26 protein-coding genes and 5 pseudogenes are annotated in these 26,221 nt (G+C 67.8%); 15 read left to right on the forward strand and 16 right to left on the reverse strand.

Annotated features, from left to right (window positions below):
- Positions 1–36: 36 nt before the first annotated feature.
- The 5 genes and pseudogenes from ACQEXA_RS02515 to ACQEXA_RS02535 all read left to right on the forward strand — a co-directional run bounded on the left by ACQEXA_RS02515 (position 37) and on the right by ACQEXA_RS02535 (position 4,435).
- Complete coding sequence (locus ACQEXA_RS02515) at positions 37–660, forward strand: sterol carrier protein domain-containing protein (RefSeq protein ID WP_433128418.1); 624 nt, start codon at positions 37–39, stop codon at positions 658–660.
- Between the two features lie 185 nt (positions 661–845).
- Positions 846–1,691 carry a GNAT family N-acetyltransferase gene (locus ACQEXA_RS02520; RefSeq protein WP_432937632.1) on the forward strand — a complete coding sequence of 282 codons (846 nt, stop codon included), beginning with the start codon at positions 846–848 and terminating at the stop codon, positions 1,689–1,691.
- Between the two features lie 671 nt (positions 1,692–2,362).
- Positions 2,363–2,854: a GNAT family N-acetyltransferase gene (locus tag ACQEXA_RS02525; protein WP_432937630.1), complete on the forward strand. Its 492-nt coding sequence runs from the start codon at positions 2,363–2,365 to the stop codon at positions 2,852–2,854.
- Between the two features lie 42 nt (positions 2,855–2,896).
- Positions 2,897–3,184 (forward strand): annotated as a pseudogene (locus ACQEXA_RS02530) (helix-turn-helix domain-containing protein); the annotation flags it as partial.
- Between the two features lie 420 nt (positions 3,185–3,604).
- Complete coding sequence (locus ACQEXA_RS02535) at positions 3,605–4,435, forward strand: hypothetical protein (protein WP_432937628.1); 831 nt, start codon at positions 3,605–3,607, stop codon at positions 4,433–4,435.
- A 28-nt stretch (positions 4,436–4,463) separates the two neighbouring features.
- Here the strand turns inward: ACQEXA_RS02535 and ACQEXA_RS02540 are convergent.
- Positions 4,464–6,050, reverse strand: a pseudogene (locus tag ACQEXA_RS02540) (IS200/IS605 family accessory protein TnpB-related protein); the annotation flags it as partial.
- A 612-nt stretch (positions 6,051–6,662) separates the two neighbouring features.
- Here ACQEXA_RS02540 and ACQEXA_RS02545 point away from each other — a divergent pair.
- The gene (locus ACQEXA_RS02545) at positions 6,663–7,163 is read left to right on the forward strand and encodes a DinB family protein (protein ID WP_432937624.1); all 501 of its coding nucleotides are present in this window, start codon (positions 6,663–6,665) and stop codon (positions 7,161–7,163) included.
- Positions 7,164–7,217: 54 nt separating this feature from the next.
- Here ACQEXA_RS02545 and ACQEXA_RS02550 read toward each other — a convergent pair whose 3' ends face one another.
- The 6 genes from ACQEXA_RS02550 to ACQEXA_RS02575 form a co-directional block, all read right to left on the reverse strand.
- The gene (locus ACQEXA_RS02550) at positions 7,218–7,391 is read right to left on the reverse strand and encodes a hypothetical protein (RefSeq protein WP_432937622.1); all 174 of its coding nucleotides are present in this window, start codon (positions 7,389–7,391) and stop codon (positions 7,218–7,220) included.
- A 241-nt stretch (positions 7,392–7,632) separates the two neighbouring features.
- Positions 7,633–8,850: an MFS transporter gene (locus ACQEXA_RS02555; RefSeq protein ID WP_432937619.1), complete on the reverse strand. Its 1,218-nt coding sequence runs from the start codon at positions 8,848–8,850 to the stop codon at positions 7,633–7,635.
- A gap of 363 nt (positions 8,851–9,213) precedes the next feature.
- A complete protein-coding gene (locus ACQEXA_RS02560) occupies positions 9,214–9,459 on the reverse strand; it encodes a hypothetical protein (RefSeq protein ID WP_432937617.1) in 246 nt (81 codons plus the stop codon).
- A 58-nt stretch (positions 9,460–9,517) separates the two neighbouring features.
- Positions 9,518–9,661 carry a hypothetical protein gene (locus ACQEXA_RS02565; protein WP_359408899.1) on the reverse strand — a complete coding sequence of 48 codons (144 nt, stop codon included), beginning with the start codon at positions 9,659–9,661 and terminating at the stop codon, positions 9,518–9,520.
- Positions 9,658–9,843 carry a hypothetical protein gene (locus ACQEXA_RS02570; protein ID WP_432937614.1) on the reverse strand — a complete coding sequence of 62 codons (186 nt, stop codon included), beginning with the start codon at positions 9,841–9,843 and terminating at the stop codon, positions 9,658–9,660. Before ACQEXA_RS02570 ends, ACQEXA_RS02565 begins: the two co-directional genes overlap by 4 nt.
- Positions 9,844–9,995: 152 nt before the next feature.
- Complete coding sequence (locus ACQEXA_RS02575; RefSeq protein WP_432937611.1) at positions 9,996–10,310, reverse strand: hypothetical protein; 315 nt, start codon at positions 10,308–10,310, stop codon at positions 9,996–9,998.
- A 47-nt stretch (positions 10,311–10,357) separates the two neighbouring features.
- On the opposite strand from ACQEXA_RS02575, the pseudogene ACQEXA_RS02580 reads away from it, so the two are divergent.
- The 3 genes and pseudogenes from ACQEXA_RS02580 to sigJ form a co-directional block, all read left to right on the forward strand.
- Positions 10,358–10,510 (forward strand): annotated as a pseudogene (locus ACQEXA_RS02580) (hypothetical protein); the annotation flags it as partial.
- Positions 10,511–10,542: 32 nt separating this feature from the next.
- Positions 10,543–11,406 (forward strand): LLM class flavin-dependent oxidoreductase, encoded by an 864-nt coding sequence (locus ACQEXA_RS02585; protein ID WP_433128420.1) that lies wholly within the window; start codon positions 10,543–10,545, stop codon positions 11,404–11,406.
- A 404-nt stretch (positions 11,407–11,810) separates the two neighbouring features.
- Positions 11,811–12,701 (forward strand): RNA polymerase sigma factor SigJ, encoded by an 891-nt coding sequence (sigJ, locus tag ACQEXA_RS02590; protein ID WP_433128422.1) that lies wholly within the window; start codon positions 11,811–11,813, stop codon positions 12,699–12,701.
- Between the two features lie 35 nt (positions 12,702–12,736).
- Here sigJ and ACQEXA_RS02595 read toward each other — a convergent pair whose 3' ends face one another.
- Positions 12,737–14,086 carry an IS701 family transposase gene (locus ACQEXA_RS02595; protein WP_432928858.1) on the reverse strand — a complete coding sequence of 450 codons (1,350 nt, stop codon included), beginning with the start codon at positions 14,084–14,086 and terminating at the stop codon, positions 12,737–12,739.
- 526 nt (positions 14,087–14,612) lie between these two features.
- On the opposite strand from ACQEXA_RS02595, the gene ACQEXA_RS02600 reads away from it, so the two are divergent.
- The 4 genes and pseudogenes from ACQEXA_RS02600 to ACQEXA_RS02615 all read left to right on the forward strand — a co-directional run.
- A complete protein-coding gene (locus ACQEXA_RS02600) occupies positions 14,613–15,533 on the forward strand; it encodes an NADP-dependent oxidoreductase (protein WP_432937602.1) in 921 nt (306 codons plus the stop codon).
- 112 nt (positions 15,534–15,645) lie between these two features.
- On the forward strand, positions 15,646–16,017 hold the full coding sequence (locus ACQEXA_RS02605) for a cupin domain-containing protein (protein ID WP_432939936.1): 372 nt from the start codon (positions 15,646–15,648) through the stop codon (positions 16,015–16,017).
- 38 nt (positions 16,018–16,055) lie between these two features.
- Positions 16,056–16,517 carry a carboxymuconolactone decarboxylase family protein gene (locus tag ACQEXA_RS02610; protein WP_432937599.1) on the forward strand — a complete coding sequence of 154 codons (462 nt, stop codon included), beginning with the start codon at positions 16,056–16,058 and terminating at the stop codon, positions 16,515–16,517.
- A 368-nt stretch (positions 16,518–16,885) separates the two neighbouring features.
- A pseudogene (locus ACQEXA_RS02615) lies at positions 16,886–17,029 on the forward strand (pyridine nucleotide-disulfide oxidoreductase); the annotation flags it as partial.
- Positions 17,030–17,077: 48 nt separating this feature from the next.
- Here ACQEXA_RS02615 and ACQEXA_RS02620 read toward each other — a convergent pair.
- Together ACQEXA_RS02620 and ACQEXA_RS02625 are read right to left on the reverse strand one after the other, a co-directional pair.
- Positions 17,078–17,569: an RrF2 family transcriptional regulator gene (locus ACQEXA_RS02620; protein WP_433128424.1), complete on the reverse strand. Its 492-nt coding sequence runs from the start codon at positions 17,567–17,569 to the stop codon at positions 17,078–17,080.
- 21 nt (positions 17,570–17,590) lie between these two features.
- Entirely contained in the window at positions 17,591–17,872 is a 282-nt protein-coding gene (locus ACQEXA_RS02625) for a hypothetical protein (RefSeq protein ID WP_432937593.1), read from the reverse strand.
- A gap of 142 nt (positions 17,873–18,014) precedes the next feature.
- Here ACQEXA_RS02625 and ACQEXA_RS02630 point away from each other — a divergent pair, with 142 nt between their 5' ends.
- Positions 18,015–18,842 carry an HARBI1 family protein gene (locus ACQEXA_RS02630; RefSeq protein ID WP_433128426.1) on the forward strand — a complete coding sequence of 276 codons (828 nt, stop codon included), beginning with the start codon at positions 18,015–18,017 and terminating at the stop codon, positions 18,840–18,842.
- A gap of 653 nt (positions 18,843–19,495) precedes the next feature.
- Here the strand turns inward: ACQEXA_RS02630 and ACQEXA_RS02635 are convergent.
- Both ACQEXA_RS02635 and ACQEXA_RS02640 read right to left on the reverse strand, forming a co-directional pair.
- Positions 19,496–20,617, reverse strand: coding sequence for an alpha/beta fold hydrolase (locus ACQEXA_RS02635; RefSeq protein WP_433128428.1), 1,122 nt, complete (start codon positions 20,615–20,617; stop codon positions 19,496–19,498).
- Between the two features lie 184 nt (positions 20,618–20,801).
- Positions 20,802–21,275, reverse strand: coding sequence for a VOC family protein (locus ACQEXA_RS02640; RefSeq protein WP_432937585.1), 474 nt, complete (start codon positions 21,273–21,275; stop codon positions 20,802–20,804).
- A gap of 1,849 nt (positions 21,276–23,124) precedes the next feature.
- Here ACQEXA_RS02640 and ACQEXA_RS02645 point away from each other — a divergent pair.
- Positions 23,125–23,727 carry a CGNR zinc finger domain-containing protein gene (locus ACQEXA_RS02645; RefSeq protein WP_433128430.1) on the forward strand — a complete coding sequence of 201 codons (603 nt, stop codon included), beginning with the start codon at positions 23,125–23,127 and terminating at the stop codon, positions 23,725–23,727.
- A 211-nt stretch (positions 23,728–23,938) separates the two neighbouring features.
- Here the strand turns inward: ACQEXA_RS02645 and ACQEXA_RS02650 are convergent, their stop codons facing one another.
- From ACQEXA_RS02650 to ACQEXA_RS02665, 4 genes and pseudogenes are all read right to left on the reverse strand, one after another.
- The gene (locus ACQEXA_RS02650) at positions 23,939–24,412 is read right to left on the reverse strand and encodes a cupin domain-containing protein (protein WP_432937580.1); all 474 of its coding nucleotides are present in this window, start codon (positions 24,410–24,412) and stop codon (positions 23,939–23,941) included.
- A gap of 59 nt (positions 24,413–24,471) precedes the next feature.
- A pseudogene (locus ACQEXA_RS02655) lies at positions 24,472–24,825 on the reverse strand (alcohol dehydrogenase catalytic domain-containing protein); the annotation flags it as partial.
- Between the two features lie 363 nt (positions 24,826–25,188).
- A complete protein-coding gene (locus tag ACQEXA_RS02660; RefSeq protein ID WP_432937578.1) occupies positions 25,189–25,365 on the reverse strand; it encodes a hypothetical protein in 177 nt (58 codons plus the stop codon).
- Positions 25,366–25,659: 294 nt separating this feature from the next.
- Positions 25,660–26,220, reverse strand: coding sequence for a transposase (locus ACQEXA_RS02665; RefSeq protein ID WP_433128432.1), 561 nt, complete (start codon positions 26,218–26,220; stop codon positions 25,660–25,662).
- Position 26,221 lies beyond the last annotated feature (1 nt).

Genomic DNA, 26,221 nt, shown 5'->3' on the forward strand with positions numbered 1-26,221 from the left:
GCTGACTATCCGCACCGGCGGGGCGGCGCCACCTCCTTGCGCTTCGCGGTGCACCAGGACGACGGCGGCGCCACCGGCTATGCCCTCTACCGGCACGGCTCGGTCCCTGACGGGCTCGGCGGCAGCACCGTCGTGGTGCAGGTGCTGGAGTTGGCGGCGCTCTCGCGCCCGGCACATGCGGCGCTGTGGCGCTTCCTCACAGGGATCGACCTGGTGAGCCGGATCGACTACGAGGGCGCCGTGGACGAACCCCTGCCGCATCTACTGACCGATTCGCGAGCCGTCCAGAGCACGCTGGTCGACCGTCTGTGGGTGCGGCCGGTGGACACCGGCCGGGCCCTGGCAGGCCGGTGCTACACCCTGCCGCTCGACGTTGTCCTGGACGTGCGGGACGACTTCTGCCCGTGGAACACCGGACGCCACCGGCTGCAGGCCGAAGGCGGGGTTGTGGTCTGCGAACCCACCACCGCACCGGCCGACCTGCGTCTGACACCGGCGGAACTCGGCGCTGCCTTCCTCGGCGGTACTGCACTGACCGGTCTTGCCGCCGCAGGGCTCATCGAGGAACTGCGGCCTGGTGCGCTCGCGCTCGCCTCGCTGGCTTTCCACAGCGACCGCGAGCCCTGGTATCCGGGGGGCTGGGCCTTCCCGCTCTACTGAACAGCCACTCGGATGCTGCGGCGGCAGGCAGGCGCGTTAGTGCTGTCGATTCTCGGTTCTGGCAACGGCTGGCGCTCTCCCGAGGCGCCTTCGGGATGTTGAGCGTGAGTCGCGGCGAGCCGCTTCCGTTCGAGACTGTCATTTTCGGATGCGGCATGTTCATGCTCCGTGGTGGGATGCGCGGTATGAGCGACTCGCTGCGCGTCCGTATCGAGCAGTACTACGCCGCCGTGCCCCTCTTGTTCGCCGACGCCGAAGAGTTCGGCCCGTTGCGGCTGTTCGTGCGAAAGGAACCAGGAACTCCATACTACGGCGGGCCGAGCCACGCTCAACCGATAGCAGACTGCTCCGGGACCGTCACCGCAGCTGACATCGCCCTGGTGCGTGCCCGGCAGCGCGAACTCGGCGTGCCGGAAGCCTTCGAGTGGCTCGCCGAGGCAGCTCCGGCGCTGGGTGCCCGTATCGAGGCCGCCGGCCTCCCGGTGGAAGAACGCCCGCTGATGGCCCTCGACCCGCACCGCCCGGTTCCCGCGCAGCCCCTGCCGGACGGCGTCACGCTCCGCGTGCTGACGGCCGACGACCCGGCCCTGCCCAAAGTACTCGCTCTTCCTCGCTTGGCCTTCGCGGAGCCAGGCACCGCTGTGGGCCTCGCGGGCCCCGCGGAACTGGCGGCGGCGGCTGAGGAACTGGCCGGGGACGGCACGCTCGAGGCGGTCCGGCCCACCATCCGCGCCAGGCACAAAGCACTCATCGCTGCCCTTGCCTCAGACGGCACCCCCCTCGCCGCCGGCCACTACCACCCAGCAGGCGGCACCACCGAGATCGGCGGCGTCGGCACTCTCCCCACCGCTCGCCGCCAGGGCCTGGCTGCGGCCGTCACGGCGGCCCTGGCCGTTCATGCCCGCAACCACGGGGTGCGGACTGTCTTCCTCGCCTATGCGGAGGACACCATCGCCCGTATCTATGCCGGTTTGGGATTCCGTCCTGCGGACGTCACCCTTCTGATCGCCAATCAACCCGCACGGTCGTAAGGCCGCAGAACAGGGATGCAGAACAGGGATAGGGACAGCCACCGAGTAATGGCAGTCCCTGCGGATCGGCGCGTACAGCTCGACCTTGGACCTCGGCGCCTCTTCGCAGCACGGAGCGGTCGGCAAGGTCAGCGATCCCGGAATCGTTCATGTCGGCCAACGCACGGAGCAGCCGCCCAGAAAGCTTGAAGCTGAAACGGCCCCCCGTGCTCGGAAGTGACCCGACCCCACCGCCGCGTTGGCCGGGTCCCGAAGTCCGCCAGTGCCGAAGCCGGTGATGGAACGTCGTCCTTCGGTGCTGCGCGGGCGCATTGCCTTCGCGGTGCAGCTGGACGCTACGGTCGCGGCGGGTCACGCCGTTGTGCGCGGCTGATCACTTCCAGCAGGCGGAGGACTGCGGCGTCGGCGTCGGGGCGGTGTATGGCAAACACCGTGGTCTCCAGATACGGAGATGACCCTAAGTCGCTGTCCACGTGGCCCGCAGACGCGGCGAGCAGGTGCCCGAGGCCTGCTGGCGATCCAGGAAGACTGGTTTACGGATCTCGCAGCCAATTACGACATGTCGGATCGCCAAAGGCTGGCCCGTATCCATCTCTGACTCTGCCCGTAGACGGCTGCACCTGGCGATAGAGCCTGTGGACGGCTTGCGGTGGGTCCGCGACCATGGCTGCATGCCTACCTGGACTATCGAGCCCGAACCCGTCACAGGCACGGTTGTGGAGGAGATGATGCGGCAGTACTTCACGGAGATGGGGCGCCGGGTGCTGGGACGCTCGGCGACGGAGGCAGAGCTTCTCACGGTGCTTGCCATGGACCCGCATCATGACCTCAGCCCGCCGGACGGTGAATTTCTCGTCGCGCGCAGCAACAGGGGCGAGTTCCTGGGCTGCGCGGGCCTGAGGCTGCTGAGCAACACCCCGAACACCGCGGAACTCAAGCGGATGTACGTTCGTCCTGCTGGGCGGGGAACGGGATTGGGCCGGGGTCTGCTGCTCGCCGTCGAGGAGTCCGCGAGGAGGCTGGGCGCCACTCGGATTGTGTGCGAGACCAACACCCAACTCACCGAGGCGCGGGGCTTGTACACGCGGTATGGATACGAGGAAACCATGCCATATGAAGGCCACGGCAAAGCAGATCACTGGTACGCCAAGGCCCTCGGGTAGCGAGTCCGGGAGCGGGCTCGCCTCCACCGAGGTGATCTTGGTGTGGCTGGTGTGATCACGGCGTCAGAGCCGAGTTGGATAAGCCCGTTCACCGGGCTGAGCCCACGCTGTTTCGGGAAGTTGGTATCCGCACTGCGGCGCGAGCCGACACTCGAAGTTCACCGGGGTCAGCCGTGAAGCCTTCCGTTGGCGGACCGGTTCTGTTCTGCTGGTGGCGGCCTACTGGCGGGGAACTTGACGATGCGCCAGCTCACCCCGCTGTTCGGTATCTCGAAGTCCTCGGCCAACCGGATCATCGACCACCTCGGCCCACTGCTCGCGCTGCAGCCATCCTCCGCGACTGCGGCCTGAAAGGTGACGGCATACACCACGCCATGCTCGGCATCGCAGGCCTGCACAACCTCACCCTCCCCGGACAGACAAGCGGGCCGCACCCGGAGACATCACCCGAAGATCACTACGGGACAACCTTGAGACGTGCAGCCGAGGCCAGCCACCTCAAAGGCGCGCGGGACCTCCATCGGAGGCACCTGCGATTGCGTCACTTTCAGCAGGATGCGCCATTGGTCGCTATGGAACTATGCCAGCATGCCAACCGATCCCATGCATGGAGTTGTCGCGCTGCACACGGCACGCCTGGTCGCCACTGTCGAAGCTCCGTTGAGCCCGGCCCGCGCCAACGGCGCCGACGCCCCATAGGTACTGCACTGGCCGGACCGCAGGCTGCTCGTCCAGCGCGGGGACGACGAGTTGGCCGTCCTTGACCTTGGTGAGGAAGGGGAGGCGCGCCGCTTTCCCGCGCCGTGGCCCTGGCCGTTCGGCAGGGCCACGGTGTCACCCACGGGCGATGTCGCTGTCTTCTCCGGGGTGCACAACGTGCGGGCCGTCGACCGCGGCGGAGACGTCCTGTGGGAGATACCGCACGGCTGCTGGGCCACTCATGCGTGCACTTGGACCCGTGCCCCGTTGGCCACGTACGCGGACGACCCCCGTCACCAGTCTCCGGACGCGGGTTCTGCCGCTTTCTCCGCCGATGGCAAGCTGGTGTGGGCCCATGTCCGGCAGTATGTCGACGACCGGCCGGAAGAAGAGTGGCTCGTCGTGAATGCCGCCGATGGCGTGGTCCTGGGACGGGCGAAGACCATGACTGTGGGCGCCGGTTCTGCCCACTTCCCGCATCCGAGCCCCGCGTACATGGGGCTGACCATCGGCCAGGGCGACGAGGACTCCCCAGTTCTGTGGGGGCATTGGGCCGGCATCACCCTCGCGGTGGAGCGGAGCGAGGGAGAGATCCTCCAGGCAGTCAGCCCGTCCGGGCGGCACTTCCTCTGCACCGATCCCGGACAGTGGGCCCTGTACCTCCACGATGCCACGGACGGAGGGGAGTTGCTGCGGCTGGAGGCCTGGGCGGCGCTGCTTCCCGCGCCCGGGGACGAGATGGCCAGGTGGGACTACGAGGGCGCATACCCCTATGAGGACGGTGCTGTCGTAAGCACCGAGGAATACGCCGAGACCCCGCGGCACTGGCTGGTGGATCCGCGGTCCATGACCGTGCGGGGCATGATCGCCTACCGTTCCTAGGGACTGAGCATGGGTTGCACAGGCTCAGTCGGACGCTCCGAACGGTGTTGGGCGTCCTGGTCTCCCGCGTTCGCGCCGCGTCTGGTCCCAGTGGATCGTGTCCGTGGTCCGGGGATGCGGGGGCGGGTTTCCTCACGCCCTGGGGTGCCGTGTCCGGCCTGGGCGGTCCGATGCTGCTGTCCATCGCTCTGGTGGGCAGAAGGCGGTGCCGTCCGTCGCCGGATGCGGTGCCCCAGGGCGCGCCTGCCGATCGCGATGCTCGCGGCATCGTGACGGCTGGTCTTCCTGGTCGTGCCGGTGAGGGGCCCTAGCCAGTGCTGGGCGCCCCACCTGCTGGTGTAGGCAGGGTCGACGGCGATGATGGTGATGCCGAGTTCGGCCGCCATGCTGACGAGCCGGGCCCGCAGCGTGGATACGGGCATGCCGGAGATCACCTGCCTGAACCGCTTCTGGCGGCCGTGTTTCTCCCGTGTCTTCTCCGCGCTGAAGTCGAGGTCTTCGATCGCGATCGACAGGCCGTGGCGTTGGGCCCAGTGCAGGAGCCGGATCAGTGCATGCCGTACCTGGGCATCACGATGCATCGCGGTGCCGGACAGGTCGTAGACGAACCGGCGCGGCTCGCCGCATGGGTTGCCGTGCTGATCGAGGCGCCAGGCGGCGAGGTGGTCGGCGTTGGTGTCGACGCCGACCAGACCGCCTGTGCGGGCGTGGGACAGGGGAACGGTCTTGATGGGCGGGATGGTCCTGGAGGCGGTGAGGTACCAGCGGGAGCGGTCTGTGTCGTAGTGGATGCGGTAGGCCACGGACCGGTTCGTGGTGGCGCGGTCGGCCCACTCGTCGCTGCGGTGGTGGAAGAGGGCAGCGCCGGTGAGCGTATACCGGCCGTGGGGGGCGTTGGCGAGGTGGGCGAGCGGAGCAGGGAGCTTGAGGGAGACCTCGCCGTCCGGGGTGACGCGGATCGTCTCATTGCCGAACCGCTTGCCCGATTCCCGTCCGCCTGCAGGAACCAGCGCGATGCTTCCCAGCATTGCCGCCACTGGGCCTGCGTGAGGTGGGCGGCGTGCAGGTGGTGCCGGTTGCGCGCGAGGCGCTTCCCGCCGCGCACGATGCGGACGCGGCCCACGGCGTGGTCGGCCTGCTGGGCACTGAGCCGGTCTTCAAGGACCTGCAGGCGCCGGGACTTGGCGAACCACTCTTGTGCGCTGCGGTAGCCGCCTGGCTTCCGCCTGCTTCCCTTCTCGCCGATCGGCAGGGACAGGCGGTGTGCGATCGTCCGCACGCCCGCCTGAAGGCTTTGGATATGCGCGAGTTGGGCACGCCTTGCCAGCGCCCACTGATCATGCGTGGCCTTGGTGATGCTCCCGGCCCAGCGCGACGAAGACTCCTCCGTGAGGGCTCGCTTGCGCCCCGCCCACGTATGAGTGGAGTGCTCCAGACCGTCGGCGCACCGGCGTTTAAGGTCCTTCGAGGCCAGCGAGCCCAGATGCATGCCCACCAGGCGCAACACCTGCTCGTCGGCGGCGCTCAGGTGCTTTAGGCGGGTGCGGATCGCCACGCCGGACGGGCCGACGGCCACGAAAGGGGCAGCGATCGTGCGCAGCGACCCCTCACGCATCGATGTAGTCCCTCCATCACGCTTGATCGGCAACAGGAAGAACGGTACGGGCCGGCACTGACAGTGCCCGCCACGCGACGTGCGCGCGCCGCAACACCACGAACCAGTACATGCTCGTGCACACCCACACACGCTCCTGCACATCTGAAAATGAACAGTTCCCAACCCCCTGCCCGTCTCTGGCAGCCCACGTTCCGCAGGACCTGGCATGTGGTGCACGGCCACCAGGGACAACGCCTCGATCCACCTGTGGCGGCTCGCCGACGAAGCCGACGAGGACTGAGCTGCTGAACGAGCGACTGTTCTGGCTGGCACACCTCCACAACCGGGTGGACAGCACAGACGTGGAAGAGCTGCTGTACGGAGCCGACTACGACGCGGCCGGAACCTTCCAACGCCGGAAGGCGACGTCTCGGATGCCTGCCACAGGGCACCCGCGGCTGTGTTTGGTCGAGCGCGCGGCAACGTGCCCTGGAGCGGCGGGTCATTGTTTGCGGGCTGCTCGCATCCGCCGTTCCGCGGGCCTCTATGCGTCACGGGTGTCAGAGAACTCCCTGCGCGGCCTCATGAATTGAGGAATCCTGGACGGCCGTGACCGAAAATATGAGCGAAATGGCTCCGGACAGTGAAGTCAGGGCGCTTCTCAGGGCCCTGGACGCGCAGCGCCGCCACGTTCTCGGCATCCTCGACGGGCTCGACGCGGAGGCTCTGCGACGGCCCGTGCTGCCATCCGGATGGCACTGCCTGGGACTGGTCCAGCACCTCGCGCTGGACGTCGAGCGTTTCTGGTTCCGCGCAGTCGTCGCCGGGGACGAAAAGATCATCCACGGCCTGACGAGCGGCGACGAAGCCTGGAACGTGGCACCCGAGCTGCCGGCCGCCGACGTGCTCGACGGATACCGGCAGGAGACAGAACTCGCCGACGCCGTCATCACCACCACCCCTGCCGACGCCGTTCTGGCCTGGTGGCCGCATGACCTGTTCGGCGAACCGCATCTGCACACCCTGCGCGACGTCCTACTGCACGTCATCACCGAGACTGCATGCCACGCCGGCCACCTCGATGCGGCACGAGAGCTCATCGACGGCCGCCGCTGGCTAGTCCTGACCTAGCTGTTCGGGTGAGGCAGAGGGCTTTCGTCCCTTCATCGATGTCGCGCGGAGGCGTCAGGTCCGCTCTCGGATCAGCACGGGCTCGCACGTCTGCGTGCACCAGGCACCGCGGCAGAGGTGCCCGGTGCGCTCGGCAAGGGATCGCTCCTGCTCCCAGCGGCCGGGCTGCGGGGCGAAGGGCTGTAGCCCTGGTGCGGGTGCCGTGGAAGGTGGCGTGCGGTCCGTCATGCGCTCACTCCTTCCGATGGGCGAGTTAAGGCGGAGGCGCAGGTGGCGCAGCGGCCGTCGCGTCGGGGCTGGTGCGGCGGGGTGTGGGCCCGGTGCAGCAGCGGCACTGCGGCCAGTTAAGGCAGATTGGGCAGAGGTTCTCGCCATACGGGCGTGCAAGGGCAGTTTGGCTTTCACCGCACCACACGCCGAGTAGGTCTTGGAGGAGGGGAATCAGCGGTCCGCGACCACAGGGGTCGACCTAACCGCCAAGGGCGCTGACGGCCTGTAGGGGCGCGGAGAGGGTCTCCAGTCGCCGCAGGCTGGCCCGTCGCTGCACCAGGCTCAACCCGGTGACTGCCGCGCCGAGCGCCAGCCAGCCCGCCGGACCGGCCGTCATCACCACACCGGTCAGCAGCAGGGGACCCACCGACTTCTGTACCGACTGAGACATTCCCGCCAGTCCGAGGTAGGAAGCCCGGGCACGCGGCGGCGCCAGGCTCACCGCCAGCTCCCAGGAACTCACCGAGCGCAGCAGCTCGGCCAGGGTGACCAGCATCGCGGCTGCCAGCATGGCGAATGAGGCCGCCCAGGCACCACCGCCGGTGGCGGTCGCCAGTAGCAGACAGCAGGCGGACAGGGCCATGCCGTACCAGCCCACTGCTGTAGCCGCCCTGCGCGGGCCTTCGGCCCGTGCTGAGACCCCAAGTTGCAACACCACCACGAGCACGGTGTTGACCACAAGGAAGGCGGGGACGATCGCGTGCGGAGCGCTGGTGTGGTGCACCAGCCACAGCGGCAGGCCGACGTTGAGAACCGAGTCGTCCAGGTTCATCGGGATGTCGAGCAGGACGAAGAGCAAGTAGCCGCGATCCCACCAAGGACTGGGGGAGCCTGACGGTCCGTCAGTTGTACTGCCGTCGCTCTGCGCCACGACCAGGCCGTGGCCGACCGGCTCCCGGGTCCGACACATCAGTGCGGCGGCCAGTATGAAGGAGAGTGCGTTGGCCAGGATCAGCGCGCGGTAGGCGCCCGTGGTGCCGACACTCAGGCCGAGTGCGGCGATGCCCGCGCCGACCGCGTATCCGGCGTTGGCCACGCTACGGAACAGCGCCTGGTAGGTGGCTCGCTGCTCACCTGCGACCCGGGTAGCGAAGAGCATCTCCAGTGTCTTGGCCGCCCGCTCCCCCAGGCAGGTAAGGGCGACCACAGGCAGCAAGGTGGCGAAGTTGTCGGCGACCAGCAGCAGACCCATGGTGCCCAGTCGCAGCAGATGACAGCCGATCAGCAGGCCACGCACTGGCAGCCGTTCAGCGGTCCGCCCCGCCAGCGGTGATCCGGCTATCCCCGCGACCGCCCCCACCCCCAGCAGCAGTCCGAGGTGACGCGCGTCCAGTTGGCTTACGAAGGTGAAGTACAGCACGGAAGCCGCGGCCCACACCCCCGTCCCGGTCCGGTCCACGCACTGCGCAAGCAGCATGATCCGTGCGTCCCGCCCACCAGGCGGCTGCCTCAGCTGCGCTATCAGCCCATCCCCCGCCCGTCGCATGGCAGGCCTCCGTTCCACCGGCACCAATCTCGACATCAAGATACTTGATATGGAGAGACTTTACCGTCCGTGCGGCGGGAACGAAGCGGCCGCGTTATCGCGGGTGAGTGATCGCCAAGTGCCGACGCGCCCGTCCAGCGTTACTCAGGGACGGCCGACCGCACACGAGCGCACAATCGCTCCAGGCGGCCGAGTCGGTTCATGGGCCCGCGCTCGGCCAGCGGCAGACGTGAGAGGGCACCGCCGGGTCACCGGCCGCCACTGCCGGGACTCGGCAGCATTACGTGATGACTCTTAGGTGAGGCAGGGCGCAGTACGCCCGTCACGAATCCGGGACGGTCGTTCGTGGAGCAGCGCGAAGCCCTCGTCGAGGTCGTCGAGTGCCACCTCGTGGGTGAGCAGCGACTCAAGGGTGAGGCGGCGCTCGGCGGCGAAACGCAGGCCTTCGCACAGTGCCGCCAGCTGCCGATGGCGCTGCGGCGTGAAGCCGTTGACGACGGTGGCCCCGCGGTACCACAGCTCGATGTCCATCTCCCGCACGCCGCTGTGGTGGTATCCGCCGACGCACAAGGTGCCGTGCGCTGGGAGTACCGCATGGCTACCGGCCCCTTTCGGCACGGAGCGCGAGGGTGAGGGCGCCCTGGACCGGGGGCGTGTCGAGCAGTACCGCCCGCACGCCCGGCAGCCGTTCGCCGAGCGCCCGCCGGAAGGAGGCGAACAGCCGGGGCTGGGTCGTGATCACTCCTCCGCCCGCCACGGCGATGTCCGTATGGGCGCCGCCGCCGCCAACCTGGCGACCAGGGCGGCGAGTTCGCGCCCCCCGGCCTCGATGACGGCAGTGGCCTGCGCCGAGCCCCGGCCCGCGGCGGCGAACACCGCGGGGCCGTGCTGTCCCCCGGTCTCCACACCGCCGTCCCAGCTCATGTGCCCGCGAGTTCGGGCAGGCCTGGCACGTCGTACGCTGCGAGCAGTGCCTTCTCCAGGAGGTCCGGGGCGCCACCTTCGTGGGCGTGGCCGAGGACGGTCCGGGCCGCCTCGCGTACCAGGGCCGAGGCGGATCCTTCGTCGCCGAGTACTCAGCCCCAGCCGCCCGCGGCGAGGTATCCGCCGGTGTCGCGATGGCGTGCGACGGCGATCGCCCCGGTGCCCGCCACCACACCGACGCCGTGCTCGAACCCAGCTGCAGGGACAAGGAGTTCGGCGTCGTTGACGACGGTGACGGGCACGGACAGCCGGTCCTCGACCGCGGCGGCCAGGCGCGCGCACTGCTCCGGTGTTTCGCAGGCCTGCGCACCGACGGCGATGCGGGCCGCCGTCACCGTGCCCAGCCGTGCCACGAGCCAGTCCGCCACGTCGGGCAGGGAGCGAGTCTGCCGGCCGGTGCTCGGCACGGTGCGGTCCTCGAGCTGCTGCCCTCGTCACCGCCGGCGTGTGACCGTTGGTCGTCGAGCTCGGGTACCTGCTGCGCCGCCGTGGCCAGGCGGCCCGCGTTCTGACGCTCACGCTGCGGTTTGCCGGCGGACCCTCGTGGGTGAAGTCCCGCCGCCTACCGGAGGCCTCCGCACATGAGGAGGACCTGCGCATCACCGGATGTCGTGCGGTGCCGGATGGCATGGTGGGGTCATGCGTTACTCGGTGTGCGTTCCGAACTTCGGGGAGTTCGCGGCGCCGGACGTCTTCGCCGATGTGGCCCGCCGGGCCGAGGAGGCCGGATGGGACGCGCTGCTGGTATGGGATCACGTTGTCGAGCAGAAGGAACTGCGCCGGGAGATAGCCGATCCCTGGGTCCTGCTCACTGCCGCGGCCCTGGCAACCTGCCGGATCCGGCTGGGTACCGCGATCACACCAGTGGCCAGGCGGCGGCCCGCGAAGCTGGCCAGGGAAGTAACCACCCTGGACCGGCTGACCGGGGGGCGCATGGTCCTCGGTGTCGGGCTCGGTGCTCCCGTGGCCGACGAGTACGGGAGCTTTGGCGACACGACCGAAATCAGGGTGCTCGCCGAGCGCCTGGACGAGGGCCTGCATGCACTGGATCTGCTGTGGTCCGGTGAGCCGGTGACCTACCGGGGCAACCAGGTCACGATCGACGATGTGGTCTTCCGGCCGACCCCGGTGCAGCGTCCGCGGGTGCCGATCTGGGTTGGAGGGTTCTGGCCCAACAAGGCGCCGATGAGGCGGGCGGCACAGTGGGACGGGGCCATTCCGGTCATGGCCGGGGTTGAGGCCGCGCGGGCGCCGGAGGTGAGCGAGGTCCGGGAACTGGTGCTGTTCCTGCGCGCATGCCGGGCGGAGAACGGTCTCGCGGACAGGCCGTTCGACGTCGTCATCGGCGGCATGAGTTCCCCCGGGACTGCCGGTCGTGACCTTGTCGGCCCGATGGCCGATCTCGGGATCACGTGGTGGGATGAGCGGATGCCCTGGGGTGATGGCCTGGAGAGTATCGAGCCGATACTGCGCCGGATCGAGCAGGGCCCGCCGCGTACCTAATAGGCCGGCTGCAGATCGTGATCTTCACAGCTGGAGAGTGGCCTCACGGCGGGAGTGCCTGTGGCGGGTCGTCGCTGAGCCGCCGACGACAATCGTCGACGGCTCAGCCGCGTGGCCCGAGAACCGCTGTCAGAGGCGGACACCTCGTCCGGTCGCAGCTTCCGACACACTCCGTGCCGCGGGCGCCCTCCGGCACACTTCGCTGCAGGTCAGAGGAGTGCGAAGGGTGTTCTAAGCCCCCACGCCTCACGCCCCCGATCGGCGGCTGCCTGAGGCGAACCCACCCACCTCGCGAAGCGGGCTTCGCAGGGGCGTCCGACACACTGCGACCAATTCCGACCAGAACCCGCCAACATGAAACAGAGGACTATTCTGAATCCGGAAGCCAAGGAGGCTACGTCTGCATGGGTGAGTCGCGGACACCCCGGCCGGCTGGGTCTGGAGACCTGCTCGAGTCCGAGTGGGAGGCACACCGACCTGCGGTCTTCGGCGTGGCGTACCGGCTGCTGGGGAGTGTGGCCGATGCCGAGGACGTGGCCCAAGACGTGTGGCTGCGGGCGGCCGCAGCGGACCTGCGCGACGTCAGTGATCTACGAGCCTGGCTGGTCACCGTTTCCGCACGGCGGTCGTACGACATCCTCAAGTCCGCCCGCATTCGCAGGGAAGCCTACGTGGGGCCTTGGCTCCCGGAGCCGTTGCTGACAGGCCCGGATGCGTCGGAAGCAGTACTCGTCGACGAATCGGTCGGCTCGGCGATGCTCCTGATCATGGAGGAGCTGAGCCCACCGGAGCGCGTGGCTTTCGTCCTCCACGATGTCTTCGGTCTTGAGTTCGGCCAGATCGCTGAAGTGCTGAGCACCTCCGCACCGACCGCCCGGCAGCACGCCTCACGGGCACGGCGGCGGGTGGCCAAGGCGAAGCAGACCACGCCGCAAGCGTCCAAGGCAGAGCGGGAACGCGTGCTCGCGGCCTTCCGCGCCGCCTACGAGGCCGGGGATCTGGCCGGTCTGGTCAGACTCCTTCATCCGGACGCTGTGTACGTCACCGACGGCGGCGGCAAGATCGCTGCAGCCCGCAAACTCATCCACGGTGGTCTGCGCGTCGCCGAGGTCATGGTGCGAGTGGGCCGCCAGTGGCGTGCGGACCGTATCGACGTCGTCGAGATCGGCGGCGAACTCGCCCTCCTCTTCCGCTGCGCGGGCCGCGTCTACTCCGTCGACACGCTGGAGGTCACGGACGGCGTGATCACCGCGTACCGCAGGGTCATCAACCCGGAGAAGCTTTCGCACCTCTGACACGGCAGCTGTAAGTCTTGATCTTCATAGTGAGGTCAGCAGGTCGCGGTGGCGGCCACGTTGTTCCACTGTCGGTGGCAGGCGGTGGCTCGGTGCTGATGCCGGCGTCGCCAGGCGGACCAGTGCAGCACGTGGGTCAGGTCGCGGCGGGGCGTGGGGATGACGGTTGCCCGCAGGACGGCGAGGAGTTCGCGGGGGCTGGCGGGAACGAGCTCGGCGCCGGTGGTGTCGGCGGTGTGTGTACGCGCGCGGGTGACGGCCAGGACCGCCGCGGCCAGCAGGCTGATCAGGCTCCAGCGCATCCACGAGTTCCAGCAGGTCACCTGCCCCTGGTCGAGCCCCGCGTGGTCCTTCGCCCCTTGGAAGTTTTCCTCGATCCTCCACCTGGTGCAGATGATGTCCACAAGGTGCGCGAGGCTGACGGGGGTGGCCGACTGGCAGCGGTAGAAGGAGAGTTCGCGGGTGTAGCGGTGGCGACGCACGACGAGGAATGAGTGCCCTGAGGCGGACGCGTAGCCCTCGAGGGCGTCGTCGGCGAGCACGTCGATCAGGGCCCAGTCGTAGTGGCGGTCTGCCTTGCGGCCGTGCCCGGTCCGCATCCGCATCCACGCCCGTCCGGGCACCTTTCGGGCCAGCTCGGCCGCCGGATGGCGGCCGGTGGCGGTGGTGGCGCGGTGGTCGGTCTTGACCGCCATGGCGTAGTCGAAGCCCAGAGCGCGGGCAGCGCGGCGCAGCTCGAGGCCGCCGTAGACTTCGTCGCCGGTGATCCAGCGCGCGCGGATGCCCAGGGCGCGGGCGCGGTGCAGCATGGTGATCGCCAGCTGGGGCTTGGTGGCGAAGCACACCTCGTCCGGCACGTGCCGCAGCAGCCGGCGCTCCTCGTCCTCGGCCCAGCCCGCCGGCAGGTACAGCTCCCGGTCGACCAGCGCGTGTCCGCGGGGCGAGGCATAGGTCAGGTGGACAGCGACCTGGCACAGGCCCACCCCGCCCAGCGCGCCGGAGTACTGGTGGGCCGCGCCAACGCAGTCGGTCGAGGACTTCGCGTCCCCCGTCTCGTCCAGGACCAACACTGCTTGCTCGTCAGCGAGTTGACCACAAGCCCAGGCGGCCAGCCTGTCCCGGGCCGCATCATGGTCCCAGGCGCCACGGGAGAGGAAGTGCTGCAGCCGGTGCGGGCCGTCGTGACCAAGCGCCTCAGACAGCGTCCAGCAGTTGCGCCGCTCCAGCTCCATCAGCATCGCCTGCGTCATCTCCCGCGCCAGCAGCCGCGAGTCCCGTCGCGGGAAGCAGTCCGCGAGCTGCCCCATCAGCTCCCCGAACGCCGTCGTCCACTCCTGCCGGGCTACCGTGGCCTCCACGGCCACCACGTCATACGTCGACTCCACAATCGACCATGATCGAGGTGGCCGTTCCCATCCCCGCACCCGCCCCGCTGACCTGCATGAACAGCTCAACGATCAAGACTTACAGCTGCCGTGTCTGAGCTGTCACACCTCGGTGGGCCGCCTCGTCTCCCTGATGAGAACGCGGAGCCAGAACGACCAAGGAGACTCTCAGTGAGCCGCATAAACCCTAGCGAGGCAGCATCGGAGCCATACGCGTCTCCTCTGCCGCCCTGAACCGCCGGCCGTGAAATCGGGAAGACCCGGCCATCGGCGACAGCACCTCTTCACCCGTAAAGGCCCAGGGTCATCAACTCGGCATACGGTCTGAAATTTCCTTTCCCTCCCCCGGACGCGACGCGTTCGTCATTCATGCCGATATTCCATTGTGACACGGCCGCAATGATGCCTTTTGGCTCTGCTCTCATGAAATGCGAAGGGTCGGATCGGTGACGCTTCGCACCCAGCTTCCTGCTCACGCAGGTGATTCGGGTGTTCGAGTTCAAGACCTCCACAGGAAGGACCTGTCGTGCAAGCCATCATCGTTCAAGACCGCGAGGCGGGTATCGGTGGTCTCACTCTCGCGGATATTCCCTACCCCCACGCCGCCGAGAACGACGTCATTGTGCAGGTGCATGCCGCCGGGTTCACCCCCGGAGAGCTGGAGTGGCCGGGAACATGGGCCGACCGTGCAGGCCGGGACCGCACTCCGAGCGTGCCGGGCCACGAGCTGTCGGGAGTCGTCGTCGAGCTGGGGTACGGCACCACCGGCCTGACCGTCGGCCAGCGAGTCTTCGGCCTGGCCGACTGGACCCGTGACGGTTCCCTGGCCGAGTACACGGCTGTGGAGGCCCGAAACCTCGCTCCGCTCCCGGCGGACGTCGACCACACCGTCGCTGCCGCACTGCCGATCTCCGGACTCACTGCCTGGCAGGGCCTGTTCGACCACGCGCGCCTTACCACCGGCCAGACCGTCCTGATCCACGGCGTCGCAGGTGGCGTCGGTTCGATCGGAGTGCAGCTCGCCCGCGAGGTGGGAGCCTGGGTCATCGGCACCGGCCGGGCCGCCGACCGGGACACCGCCCTTGCTCTCGGCGTGGACACCTTTCTGGACCTGCAGGCCGACAAGCTGGAGGACGCCGGCGAGGTCGACGTGGTCCTCGACGTGATCGGCGGTGAGATCCTCGACCGTTCTACCGCTCTCATACGCGCCGGTGGCACGCTCGTCACCATCGCGCACCCGCCCACCATCCAGCCTGAGGACGGGCGGTCCGTCTTCTTCGTCGTCGAACCCGACCGCGACAGGCTGGCGGACCTTGCCCAGCGGCTGCGAGACGGGCGACTCAAGCCCATCGTGGGTGCCTTGCGCCCGCTGGCCGAGGCGCCGGCCGCGTTCGCCCCGGAACGGCGTACCCCCGGCAAGACCATTATTCGAGTCGCGGAAGACTGAGCGGGGACATCATCATCATCGAAATACGGATGGCTGGTCGCATTCTGGCTGCTGGAAAACTTGCCGGGGTCGCCGGATACGGCCCTGGCGCGCATGACGCAGCCACCAAGAAATCTCCCGCCACGGCAGCCGTGACTTCGAAACATCCCTCCGAAATACTGTCGCCACTGCCGCAAAATGCGCTTCCGAACGGCAAGGGAAAAAGGTCACCTCGGCAGTCGTCGACTTTCCGCCCAATGCCCGGGCGGTTCCGCACCGGCACGGCGAGGCCTTCGCCTATGCCTACGTTCTCACCGGCAGCGTGCGCAGCAAGGTCGACGGCGAACCTGTGCACACATACCACCAGGGCGAGAACCGGATCGAGGAGCCGGGCGCCCACCATGTGCTTACCGAAAACGTCAGCAGGACTATGCCGACGAAGCTTCTGGTCGTCTTCGTATCCGACACGGGGGACGCACTCAAGATCCCTGACCCAAGACGGTAGGGCACCATCGCCCGCCTTTCCAAGAATGCGAGCAATTCATGACCGCGAAGCAGCGCGTGAACATCGGAAAGCAGCACCCGGCCAACTACAAGACCCTCATCGCCTTGTCCGCGGCAGCGGAGGAGAGTGCCGCCACTGCAGGCCTCGGCCGTCTCCTGGTCGAGTTGCTGAAGATTCGCACCTCCCAGATCAACGGCTGCGCCTTCTGCCTCAGGATGCACACCCGCGACGCACTCAAGATGGGCGAGAACCCGGACCGACTCGCCGTACTGCCCGGTTGGGAGGAGACCGGCTACTTCTCCGAGACCGAGCGCGCGGCCCTGCGTCTGACAGAGGCCATCACGCGCGTGTCGCAGGGCCACGTCAGCGACGACGACTACGAGGAGGCCGCCGTCGTGCTCACCGAGGAGCAGATCTCCGCGGTCGCCTGGCTGGCGACAGTGATGAACGCGTTCAACCGCGTAGCGATCACCAGCCGATACACCGTGGTCGGCGACTGAGCCGAATCCCAGGTGCCTGCCGGGCCCTTGGCAGCTCGCTCCGCAAGGAGGCCAGCGGTACGCGGGCCGGGGAGTGGGCCTGGCAGTGCGGTGCCACTGGAGTGAGTCGGGCAATTGCCCAACGCAACTTTGCGGCGCGGTGGCGGGCATGGCGCAAGCCGCATGGCTCAGCACTGTGATCGTGGCACGCGAATTGCTCGGCTGCGAGTGCTCGTACTGAGCCTGCGATCCAGCGAGGCGTTGCTATGGCCGGTGCCGGCCCAGGCCGACGTGCGGCGCATACCCGGCCTGGGCCAGGCCGTGGCCGAGCGGCTGGATGCCGAGGGGGGTCCCGGCCCACCGCGACAAGTCCGCCTCGTACTGGATACTTCGTGGGCCCAGGCGTCAGGGAACTGCTGAACTCGGCAACCCTCACGATCGCAAGCGAGGTGCCTGAGGCATGGCTCTGGCACGCCGTGCCCGCGTGCCCGACGATCAGCGCGGATTTGGTGCGCCTGTTGGAGACATACCGATACCGGTCGCAGGGAGGACGCCACCTTCAAGCCCCCGCGGGCAAAGGATCAGTCGCGCCCAAGTCCCCGGCGCACGTGCGACGCGATCGTGGGAGCGTGCGCCTCCGCCTCCGCCTCCGCCTGCACGTCGGCAAGACTCTGATCGGCCAGCGCCTTGCGCCAGGCCGCTTCGGCCCGCTCCATGGCGCTGTTCACGGCGCACGGCCGAGTAAAGCTGCTATTTGGCACTCGCTCGCCGATGGTGCCGCACCGACGGATCTCAGCGCAGCGGAATAGGGGCTCATCCCCCTCAATAGCGAGAACCACGTCCAGCATCGACACCGCCGCCAGGGGGCGGGCCAGCCGGAAGCCTCCCCGCGCACCCGGCACGGATTCCAGCAGCCCCGCCTTGACCAGCTGCTGCAGCTGCTTGTTCAGGTAGGTGGGCGACAGATCGTGACCAGCGGCCAGCTCCGCAGTCGCCACCGGCTCGCCGCCCCCCAGCCACGCCAGGTTGAGTAGCGTGTGCACGGCCCACTCAACGCCCTTACCCGTCCGCATAACTGGATACTAAAGATCCAGTTATGACGTGTCAAAACCCGTGCCTCGGCCCACCCCGCCGGAGGCGCGCTGCTTGACCTCCTCGAGGACGCAGCCGTTGCCGTCCAGGTCGCTGAAGGTGGTCATGGGTCCGTAGTCGGCATGGGCACGGAACGCGTTGGCACCGCGCTCGGAGCCCGCACAAGGGCGCCCGACCTCACCGGCCTTGTACCCGTGGACAACGTCGTGGAATACCTCGCTCTCGATACCGCGACCGAGGTGCTCCGCTCGGGCTTCCTCGATGTCGGACGCGACGAGGTGCACTGAAGTCTTCTCAGCAACGTGATGGTTACAGAGCGTGATGTCGTGGCGGGCGGCAGGACGGTGACGTCGCGTCAGGCAGAGGTGAAGCCCCTGATAGGAACGGGTCTGCCAAGATCACGTTCGGTACAACCAGGGGCTTCACGTGTCGTCCAGTATCACCTACACCGCCGTGCTCGATGTCCGCAGGTCGACCGCCGAGCACCTCGCGAAGCTGCTGCGCGGACACCGCGAGCGACTCGGGACCCGCAAGGGCACCCGCGCATTGGGCGTCTTCAGGCAGGCGGTGCTCGTGCTGCGCTGGTTCGTCGACGGCACCCGCATGGCCCAACTCGCCCGGGACAACGGCATCTCGGCCCCGACCGCCTACCGCTACCTGCACGAGGGACTGACCGTGCTGGCCGACCACGCACCCGACCTGTCCACCGCGCTGGAGCGCGCGGCAGCGGCCGGGTACACCCACCTCAACCTGGACGGCACCGTGATCCGCACCGACCGCGTGGCCGCCGCCGGCCCCAACGGCGCGGACCTGTGGTGGTCCGGCAAACACAAGCACCACGGCGGGAACGTGCAGGTCATCTCGGCCCCGGACGGCTGGCCGCTGTGCGTCTCCCCGGTCCGTCCGGGCCGCGAGCACGACACCACCTGCGCCCGCGCCCACGGCCTCGTCGACGCCCTCAACCGGCTCGCCACCACCCTCGGCATCCCCACCCTGACCGACCTCGGCTACGAGAACGCCGGCGACGGCTTCCGCCACCCGGTCAAGAAGCCCAAGGGCGGTGAACTCACCGACTGCGACCAAGCGTTCAACGCCATGATCCGAGGCGTCCACGCCGTCGCCGAACGCGCCAACGCCCTACTGAAGGTCACCTTCAAGGCCCTGCGCCGGGTCAGCCTCGACCCCGCAGCCATCACCCGAATCGCCCGAGCCGCCCTCGTCCTGCTCCAGCTCGAACACGACCGCACCACCTGAGCGAAGATCACCAAGAGTTGCGAGACGTTACCGAGAAGGGCTCACTGCCTGAGTCGAGCCCGGCGCAACGGAGGTCAGCACCCTCCCGAAGACGATCGAGCACTCGGAGCCGGGCGGCGTGAAACGGACCGGATGTCGTCACTGTCCGTGTCATCGATGTCCAGGCGGAATCCCAGTGCCTGGTAAAAGACCTTGGCCCGATCGACGTCGGAGACCGGGCGGCACGACGAGGTCCAACTTGAAAACCATAGGTATTTCATTCCTCGACCCAAACGGAAGCTCTGCATTTAGGATGCATGCTCGCTTTTGTCTCTTGGCAAGGCTGCGCACCGATGCGGCATCCAGCCGAGAGGTTCTTCGGCGGACGGCGACCGCCCGAATGGGAGCCGGCCGCACGGCGGCGTGAGAACTGTCGCCACCGAGAGTCCGAATGCAACTGCTCGATGGCATTCGCCCCGTGCTGCCCGCCGGGACACCCGGCGGGCAGCACGACCACAGTCGAGGCTCCGGCGCATGCTCAGCGCAGGAGAAGGGCGAAACTACAGAGCTCTTCGGTCGAGGGCCCCGACTACTCAAAGGCAGCGAAGGGAATACTCCGGCGGAGCTCGTTCCAGTCTCTTCAAGGGCGTGCCCGGATGTCCAAGCGTTGCCCTCTAACGAAACGAGCGGGATGCGGTAGCGCGGTACGGGGCCAGGAACCTGGTCAGCGTCGCCAGCATCTCCTGGGGTGCCTGCTCGGCGACCCAGTGACCGGCGCCGGGTAGAACCACGCCCTGTACGTCCTCCGCGATGGCCGCCATTGCCTTCCCGACGTCCGCGCCCCAGCTCTTCGCTCCGCCGACAGCCAGGACGGGCATGGTCAGCTTCTGCTTCGCACGTTCCCGGTTCTGTGCGAGGGTGGCGTCCCACGCGCGGTAGAACCCGAAGCTGCCGCGCAGGGTCTCGGGGTCGGAGTAGAGACGGAAGTAGTACTTCCGCACGTAGTCGGGCTGCCTTTCCCCACCCTGGACGTCGAACTCGTAGCCGAAGAAGATCTCCTCCCGGCCCCTGACCAGCTGCTCGGTCAGCTCGTGGTTGACCCGGTTGAACGGGATGTGCCAGAGCCGGTTGTTCACCGGCTCTTCGATGAACAGGGGCGGCGAGTCGCCCGCTCCTGGAGGCCCGGGAACCTCGGCGAGGGCTACGCGGTCGACCCGCTCCGGGTAATCCGCGGCCAGCGCATAACTGATGATCATGCCTGTGTCGTGGCCGGCCACGGCGAACCGCTCGTAGCCGAGCGCGCCCATCAGCGCGACCAGGTCGCCTGCGAGAGTACGGGTGTCGTACCCGTGCCTGGGCTTGTCGGTCAGCCCGATGCCGCGTTGGTCGACGGCGATGACCGTGTACTCCCGGGCCAGCGCAGGCATCAGCATGCGCCACGCGTACCAGCTCTGCGGCCAGCCGTGCACCAGCAGCAGCGGCGGGCCCTCACCTCCGATCACCGCGTGCTGGCGCAGCCCACCAGCTTGGAGGAGCCGACTGGTGAACACCTCTTTGAACCCTGCCGGAAGCCCCGGAGCCGCGGACACAGAGCCGAATCCCTTCGGCGTTCGTAGGGGGCCTGTGGCGGCGGCCGGCGTCCACCCGCCGACCAGCCAGACACCGGCGGCGGCAGCAGCAGAAGCAGCCGCACCGCCGACGAAGGCGCGGCGCGAGAACCCGCGCCGGGCACGGTGTGACGACGATTGCGAGCCGGGGCCCTCCTGGGCCGGCGGCTCCATGGAAGGCATGGTCATGAGAAGTTCCTTTCGTAACGTTTCCCGAGGTCAGGGCTCGGCCGGGACCTCGATGTCCAGGAGCATGTGGGCTCGGCGAGGGATCTGGCCGCGGGCTCCGCGGCGGCTGCGTCCAAGGGCTGAACGGTCCGGCTTACATCCGGACTGGTCACCGCCCGGCGCACGGTGGGTGGCTCACGTGGTGTCAGCGGCCGGGGAACCGCTGCGTGATCTCCTGGAGCACCCAGCCGTTGCCGTCCGGGTCGCTGAAAGAGGCGAAGGAGCCATAGGAGGCCCGGTCGGGGTGCAGGCCGGCAAGTCGCCCCTGGCCCTGGACCTGGTGGGTGACCTCGCCGGCCTCGTGACTGTGGAAGAGGAGTCCCCCGGCGTCGTGGAAGACCTCGCTCACCTCGATGCCGCGTCCGACGAGTTCGGCGCGGGCCTCCTCGATGTCGGAGACGATGAGGTACAGGCCCTGGGACGAGCCGGGGGCGGCGGAGGTGAGCCCCTTGCCAAAAATGATCGAGCACTCGGAGCCGGGCGGCGTGAAGTGCACCGCACGCCAGTCCTCACTGGCGGCCTTGTCGAGATCCAGACGGAATCCCGCCTTCTCGTAGAACGCCTTGGCCCGATCGACGTCGGACACGGGCAGCACGATAAGTTCGAGTTTCGTATACATATAGGGGTCCTTCTTTCTTGATTTCGGCGAACCTCGCAGCCGCGAGTCACCGGTTCCATAGGTGTCCGAGGACGGCAGAGCAAGACCCGCCGCCCGCTGCCCTGAGGAGAGAATCTGGATGCCAACTATCTAGATTCAAGAGAAAATGCGACCGCGCCCTACGCCCTTCGCTTCCTCATGGTCGATCCCTTCAGGAGCACGATGGCGGGCGCCTGCACCGCGGGCGACGTAGGAGACGCCGACCGTGAAGGGCTTGTTCGCCGACCCACTCCGCGACCGAGCTCGGCCCAGTCGTCGAGGCCATTGAGCCGCACCTCCACAGCAGCTCGTACGCCCTTCCCGCCCGAATCCTGAGAGCGGCGGGCAGTCGGCGACCACCACCAGAAGTGCCCGCGCGGCACTCTCGGGACGGGAAAAGGGCTGCGACGGGACTCGCCGCGGTGTGTTCATCATGGTTATGACCGTAAGCGGTTAGCTCGCAACATGCAACCGCCCCTCGCGCCGAGCTCGAAGGATGGACAGCGGCGGCGCACCAGACAGTGCAGGGAGCGGAACTCAACTACCCCGCGTGCGTGGGCCGTTGATCCCGACAGCGAGCAATCCGACGTCAAACCGGATGAATGTCCGGCAAGCCGGACAGCAACGGGCGGTGCCGCTGCTCGTTCATTTCCTTACGCCGGCGCGTGAGCACGGTGACTTCGTCGACGAACAACGTGGTCCCATACGGCGTCCGGAAGTCGTCAACTCAGGCGCGACATCGGCACGGACCACTCGGCGGATGGTCGGCCGGGGCGGCCCCGGTCTCAGCCCTCGTCACGGGTGGGCGGCGGCCGACCGTCGGCCGCTTCCCCGACTCGTCCGCGCAATCGCCGACGTCGCGATCTTTCGTGAGAACGCCTCTCCGTCACCGGGGACATCCCGTCCGTCGACGGCGGTCAGCGCACGGGCACGGAACCGGCACCCCGGGCAACGGAGGCTGATGAGCGGCATCCTCCGCGATCTCGGCATGAGCACGCCACTGTTGGCCGCGCTCATGGCCGGGCGCGCAAGCCTCGTCCGCTGGATGCGGCCGCAGCCGCGACGGGCTGGGATGCATCCCCTCCCCTACGTCTCCGCCGAGACCCTCGCGGCCACGACCGCAGCCCTGCATGCGGACGGTCTGTCCGTTCGGCGTGAACTCAGGCGCTCCCACTCCCCCGCCGTACTCGGCAGACACAAAGGCATAGCTCAACGCCCAGGGCTACGTCCGACGCCAAGGCCCGTGCGCCCGGCGAACGGGCCATGGCCACGCTCAAAACTTCGGGGCTCCTGCCGAAGTTGCGATGCAGCCCCACCCGGGTCCCCTTGCCGTCGGTCATCGCCGCCCTACGACGTATCGGGACGACGGTCATCCAGACTGTCACCGCATCGGACGATGCATCCGCTACCGCACCCGTCGGTCCCCCGTCCCGACCTGGGCGCCCGCATCGAGCACGCCGCGTTGATCCCGATCACTGCGATCGGTGGGATGACCACCACCGCCGACATCGCGACCGAGCGCACGCCAGGGCGCGCGGCGCTGATCGAGACCCTCTTGCTACGCACTGGCAAAGCGACACCTCGACCGCCCAGAAGGCGGTTCTCCTCAATCCGCAGCGGCACTGCACTACGATCAGCGACCCTCAGGGGTCCCCCCGCGGGCTGGACGCAACTACTTCACCATCCGGTTCGGCAGAGTGGCGCCACTGGATCACCTCCAGGCTCCGCCCGCGCCCAAGGAGATACCTCACCGGGAAGAAGATTGCTACCGTAATGGTTTCAGAGGTAACGCCTAGATGGTTTAGCCTTCCTTCGAGTAAGGAGGCCCACGATGCTCCCGCGCACGACCGAGCGCAGCCCATTGACTCAGCCGACGGCGGCTGATGTCGTCTTGCAATTCCTCAACACGCACCCCGCGGGCCCCCACCGGCTGGCAGAGCGCTTCGAAAGTGCCGAGACCATGCACGCATGGCTCCTGGAAAACGCCATGACCTCGCAGACCACCCGCGTGACGGAGGCCGACGCAGCCACCGCACGGGAACTGCGCGGGGCCTTGATCACCGTGCTGCTGGCTCACTCCGGCGACAAGGACGTCACACCCGAGGTACTGACTCAGGCGGAGGAGCACCTCCGCGATGCCGCGTCCCGGTATCCGCTGGTGACGGTCATCTCCGCCTCGGGAGCATCCCTGGTGACCGCGCAGACCGGCGTCCACGGTCTGTTCGGCACCGTATTGGCAAACGCGACCGAACTCGCCCAAGCGGGCGTGTGGGACAGGTTGCGGGCGTGCCGGTACCAGCCGTGTCACTTCTGCTTTTTCGATCGGACGCGGAACAGCTCTGCCGTCTACTGCGGCCCCAAATGCGGCTCGCGGGCGTCCATGCGGGCGTACCGGCAGAGGAAGAAGGACCTGGCTGCCACAACGCCGACCTGACCCCGCTCATCGCCAGTGACGACGTGAACCACGGCATTCGAATCCTGGAACTCCAACCGTAAATCGCGATCTTGCTTGTGGCACCTATAGCCATGGGGCCGACCGATATCGGAGGCCACAATCGTCACGGTAGACGGCCACCGTGTACCACCTGTGTCGGGCGGGTGGTACACGAAATGTCTGGCTGCCGGCCCGTTGTACAGCCGATGTCTTATGCCGGTGGATCCTCGATTTTGAGCTTGTCCCCCGTGTTGGTGATGAAGATGACCAGCAGCTTCGCTGGCTTTGTCCGGCTGGTGTTCTCCGTGAGCACGTGGTGGGCACCCGGCGGTTCGACCCAGTTCTGGCCTTGGTGGTATGTACGCACCGGCTCGCCGGCGAGCTGGCTACGCACAGTGCCCTCGAGCACGTAGGCGTAGACGAAAGCCGCGCCGTGCCGATGCGGCAGCGCATGTGAATTGGGGGGGAAGTCCACGATCGCCGAGGTGAACGTCTTGCCCTTGACATTCGGAAGTGGCTGTTCAAATACGGGCGACAGCGTCTCGGTCGGGCGCGGGGAAGCCACGGCAGCGGCCGGCGCCGCTGCCGCCGTTGCGGTCGCACGGTCTACTGCGGGGGAGCATGCGGTGACTGTGGCCGTTATGCCGGCAGCCACAAGGCCGCTGGCAATCCGCATTCCGATCATGATTACTCTCCTTTCTCTGCCTTCGGTCACCTGGATGATCGTCCTGCCGGGGGTAAGCCGGTCAGGGCGGAGGTCGGCAGCGCGGCGGCCCCGATATGGCCGACGCCCGCCGGAACCGGAGCGAGGTTGGGCGCCTCGACGGGGGTGTACTCGGCCAGTGAGCCGTTGCGGGTCCAGTCGGTCAGTCCGAACACCCGCTGGCCGGCGGTGATGCCGGTGGTTCCGTACCCCAGCTCGACGACGACACCCGACGGCCCATGCCCGGACACGACCCACGTCCGGTCGCGGCCGACGCGATCGGACCACGTATCCGGCCAATCCAGCTCTCCAGGGGTGAACCCTGCGGCGTGAACCCGCACGATGACATCGTTCTCGGCCGCGTCAGCGAGCGTTTTGTAGCCCGGCCAGTTCAAAGGGGTGCTCGCAGCGGGCTTGCTGGTGGCGACTGCTAGAGAGGTGCTCCGTGGCACGCGGGCAACGGAATTGGGCAAGTCGCCGGGCACCTACCGCCCCAAGACCTGAACAGCCCGACGCAATTCGTGATCAACCTTCGACGCTTCAGCCTGGCCCTGTCGACCCGACAGACCACCACGCAGTGATGAGACCCCGAAACGACGAAGCCCCTGGACAGGACGCCAGGGGCCTGGGACACGGGCAGGCTGCGTTTCACTCGTACTCGCGAAGCAGATCCTCGATACGTCGGCCGCCGGACAGCAAGTCCCTTACGCCGATGAGTCGCCCACCCCGCAGGGGGGCGGCACATCACGATGCTGTGGTTACAGCGACCGCTCTATCTTCTGCTCCTCGACCTGCTCTTCCGCTTTGGTCTTCTCGTCGCGGACGGTGTACCTCGCCTGGGGCGACTCACCCTGGATACGCCGGATCTCGCCGGTGTGCCTCTGGTTGTCCTGCCCCTGGTACTCCACACGATCGCCCTTGTTGAACTGCGTCACTGTCTTCACCTTTCGAAGCTGACTTGCACGGGTTCGCCTGTCTGAAGTGCGAAACCCGCCGCGCATCCGCTCTGAGCGCGGGGCGCAGTGTCATGACACCGCGACTCATCCGCCGCAGCGACCGCTATGGACCGAACGGGTAACACCGTCCACGTTTGCTGGCTTGCGCTGCTCAAAATGGCCAACCGTAGCTGACAATCAGCCGCTCACCTGCGGCGTTCTCGCTACGACTGGCCATCGAGAGCTGACGGTCACAGCAATGCGGCCGAACAAAGGCCTAGTAGGCTGTCGCGGCTAATGCTTGGGGTAGAGGTGGCGCAGTTTGATGCGTGCATCGTGGGTGGTGAACTGCCAGTCCACCTGGCGTTGGTCGGTGTTGGTGGCGTTCTGCCACGCTGTGAGTTCGGTGTTGAGGATGTCGAGGTCGCCGATCCGGCGGTCGAGGCATTGTCGGGTCAGCGCGGAGAGTTCGATCTCGGCAATGTTGAGCCATGACCCGTGTTTGGGCGTGTGGTGGATCTCGAGGCGCTGGGCCAGGGCGAAGGCCTCTTGTGGTTCGAATGCCTCGTACAGCGAGGCGATGTTGTGGGTGTTGAGGTTGTCCATCACCAGCACTACGGCGTCGGCGTCGGGGTAATCCACGCTCAGTAACTGCTTGACCTGGCTGGCCCAGTCGATCCGGGTCCGTTGGGGCAGTGCCCGGGCTCGGCGCCAGCCGCGCAGGGGCTCGGCCCACACGAAGATGGAGCACGTGCCGCAGCGGATGTACTCGCTGTCCTGGCAGGCGTCGTGACCGGGGCGGGCCGGGAGCGGGTCGCGCGCGTGATCGAGGAGCTGGTAGGGCTTCTCGTCCATG

It is taken from the genome of Streptomyces sp. CA-106110, from assembly GCF_050936285.1.
GTDB lineage: Bacteria > Actinomycetota > Actinomycetes > Streptomycetales > Streptomycetaceae > Streptomyces.

Bases quoted from the DNA above. Each gene is read 5' to 3' on its own strand.
- ACQEXA_RS02520 (WP_432937632.1), top strand. From the start codon at position 846: ATGAGCGACTCGCTGCGCGTCCGTATCGAGCAGTACTACGCCGCCGTG.
- ACQEXA_RS02525 (WP_432937630.1), top strand. From the start codon at position 2,363: ATGCCTACCTGGACTATCGAGCCCGAACCCGTCACAGGCACGGTTGTG.
- ACQEXA_RS02545 (WP_432937624.1), top strand. From the start codon at position 6,663: ATGGCTCCGGACAGTGAAGTCAGGGCGCTTCTCAGGGCCCTGGACGCG.
- ACQEXA_RS02550 (WP_432937622.1), bottom strand. From the start codon at position 7,391: ATGACGGACCGCACGCCACCTTCCACGGCACCCGCACCAGGGCTACAG.
- ACQEXA_RS02555 (WP_432937619.1), bottom strand. From the start codon at position 8,850: ATGCTGCTTGCGCAGTGCGTGGACCGGACCGGGACGGGGGTGTGGGCC.
- ACQEXA_RS02570 (WP_432937614.1), bottom strand. From the start codon at position 9,843: ATGAGCTGGGACGGCGGTGTGGAGACCGGGGGACAGCACGGCCCCGCG.
- ACQEXA_RS02585 (WP_433128420.1), top strand. From the start codon at position 10,543: ATGCGTTACTCGGTGTGCGTTCCGAACTTCGGGGAGTTCGCGGCGCCG.
- sigJ (WP_433128422.1), top strand. From the start codon at position 11,811: ATGGGTGAGTCGCGGACACCCCGGCCGGCTGGGTCTGGAGACCTGCTC.
- ACQEXA_RS02610 (WP_432937599.1), top strand. From the start codon at position 16,056: ATGACCGCGAAGCAGCGCGTGAACATCGGAAAGCAGCACCCGGCCAAC.
- ACQEXA_RS02620 (WP_433128424.1), bottom strand. From the start codon at position 17,569: ATGCGGACGGGTAAGGGCGTTGAGTGGGCCGTGCACACGCTACTCAAC.
- ACQEXA_RS02635 (WP_433128428.1), bottom strand. From the start codon at position 20,617: ATGACCATGCCTTCCATGGAGCCGCCGGCCCAGGAGGGCCCCGGCTCG.
- ACQEXA_RS02640 (WP_432937585.1), bottom strand. From the start codon at position 21,275: ATGTATACGAAACTCGAACTTATCGTGCTGCCCGTGTCCGACGTCGAT.
- ACQEXA_RS02645 (WP_433128430.1), top strand. From the start codon at position 23,125: ATGCTCCCGCGCACGACCGAGCGCAGCCCATTGACTCAGCCGACGGCG.
- ACQEXA_RS02650 (WP_432937580.1), bottom strand. From the start codon at position 24,412: ATGATCGGAATGCGGATTGCCAGCGGCCTTGTGGCTGCCGGCATAACG.
- ACQEXA_RS02665 (WP_433128432.1), bottom strand. From the start codon at position 26,220: ATGGACGAGAAGCCCTACCAGCTCCTCGATCACGCGCGCGACCCGCTC.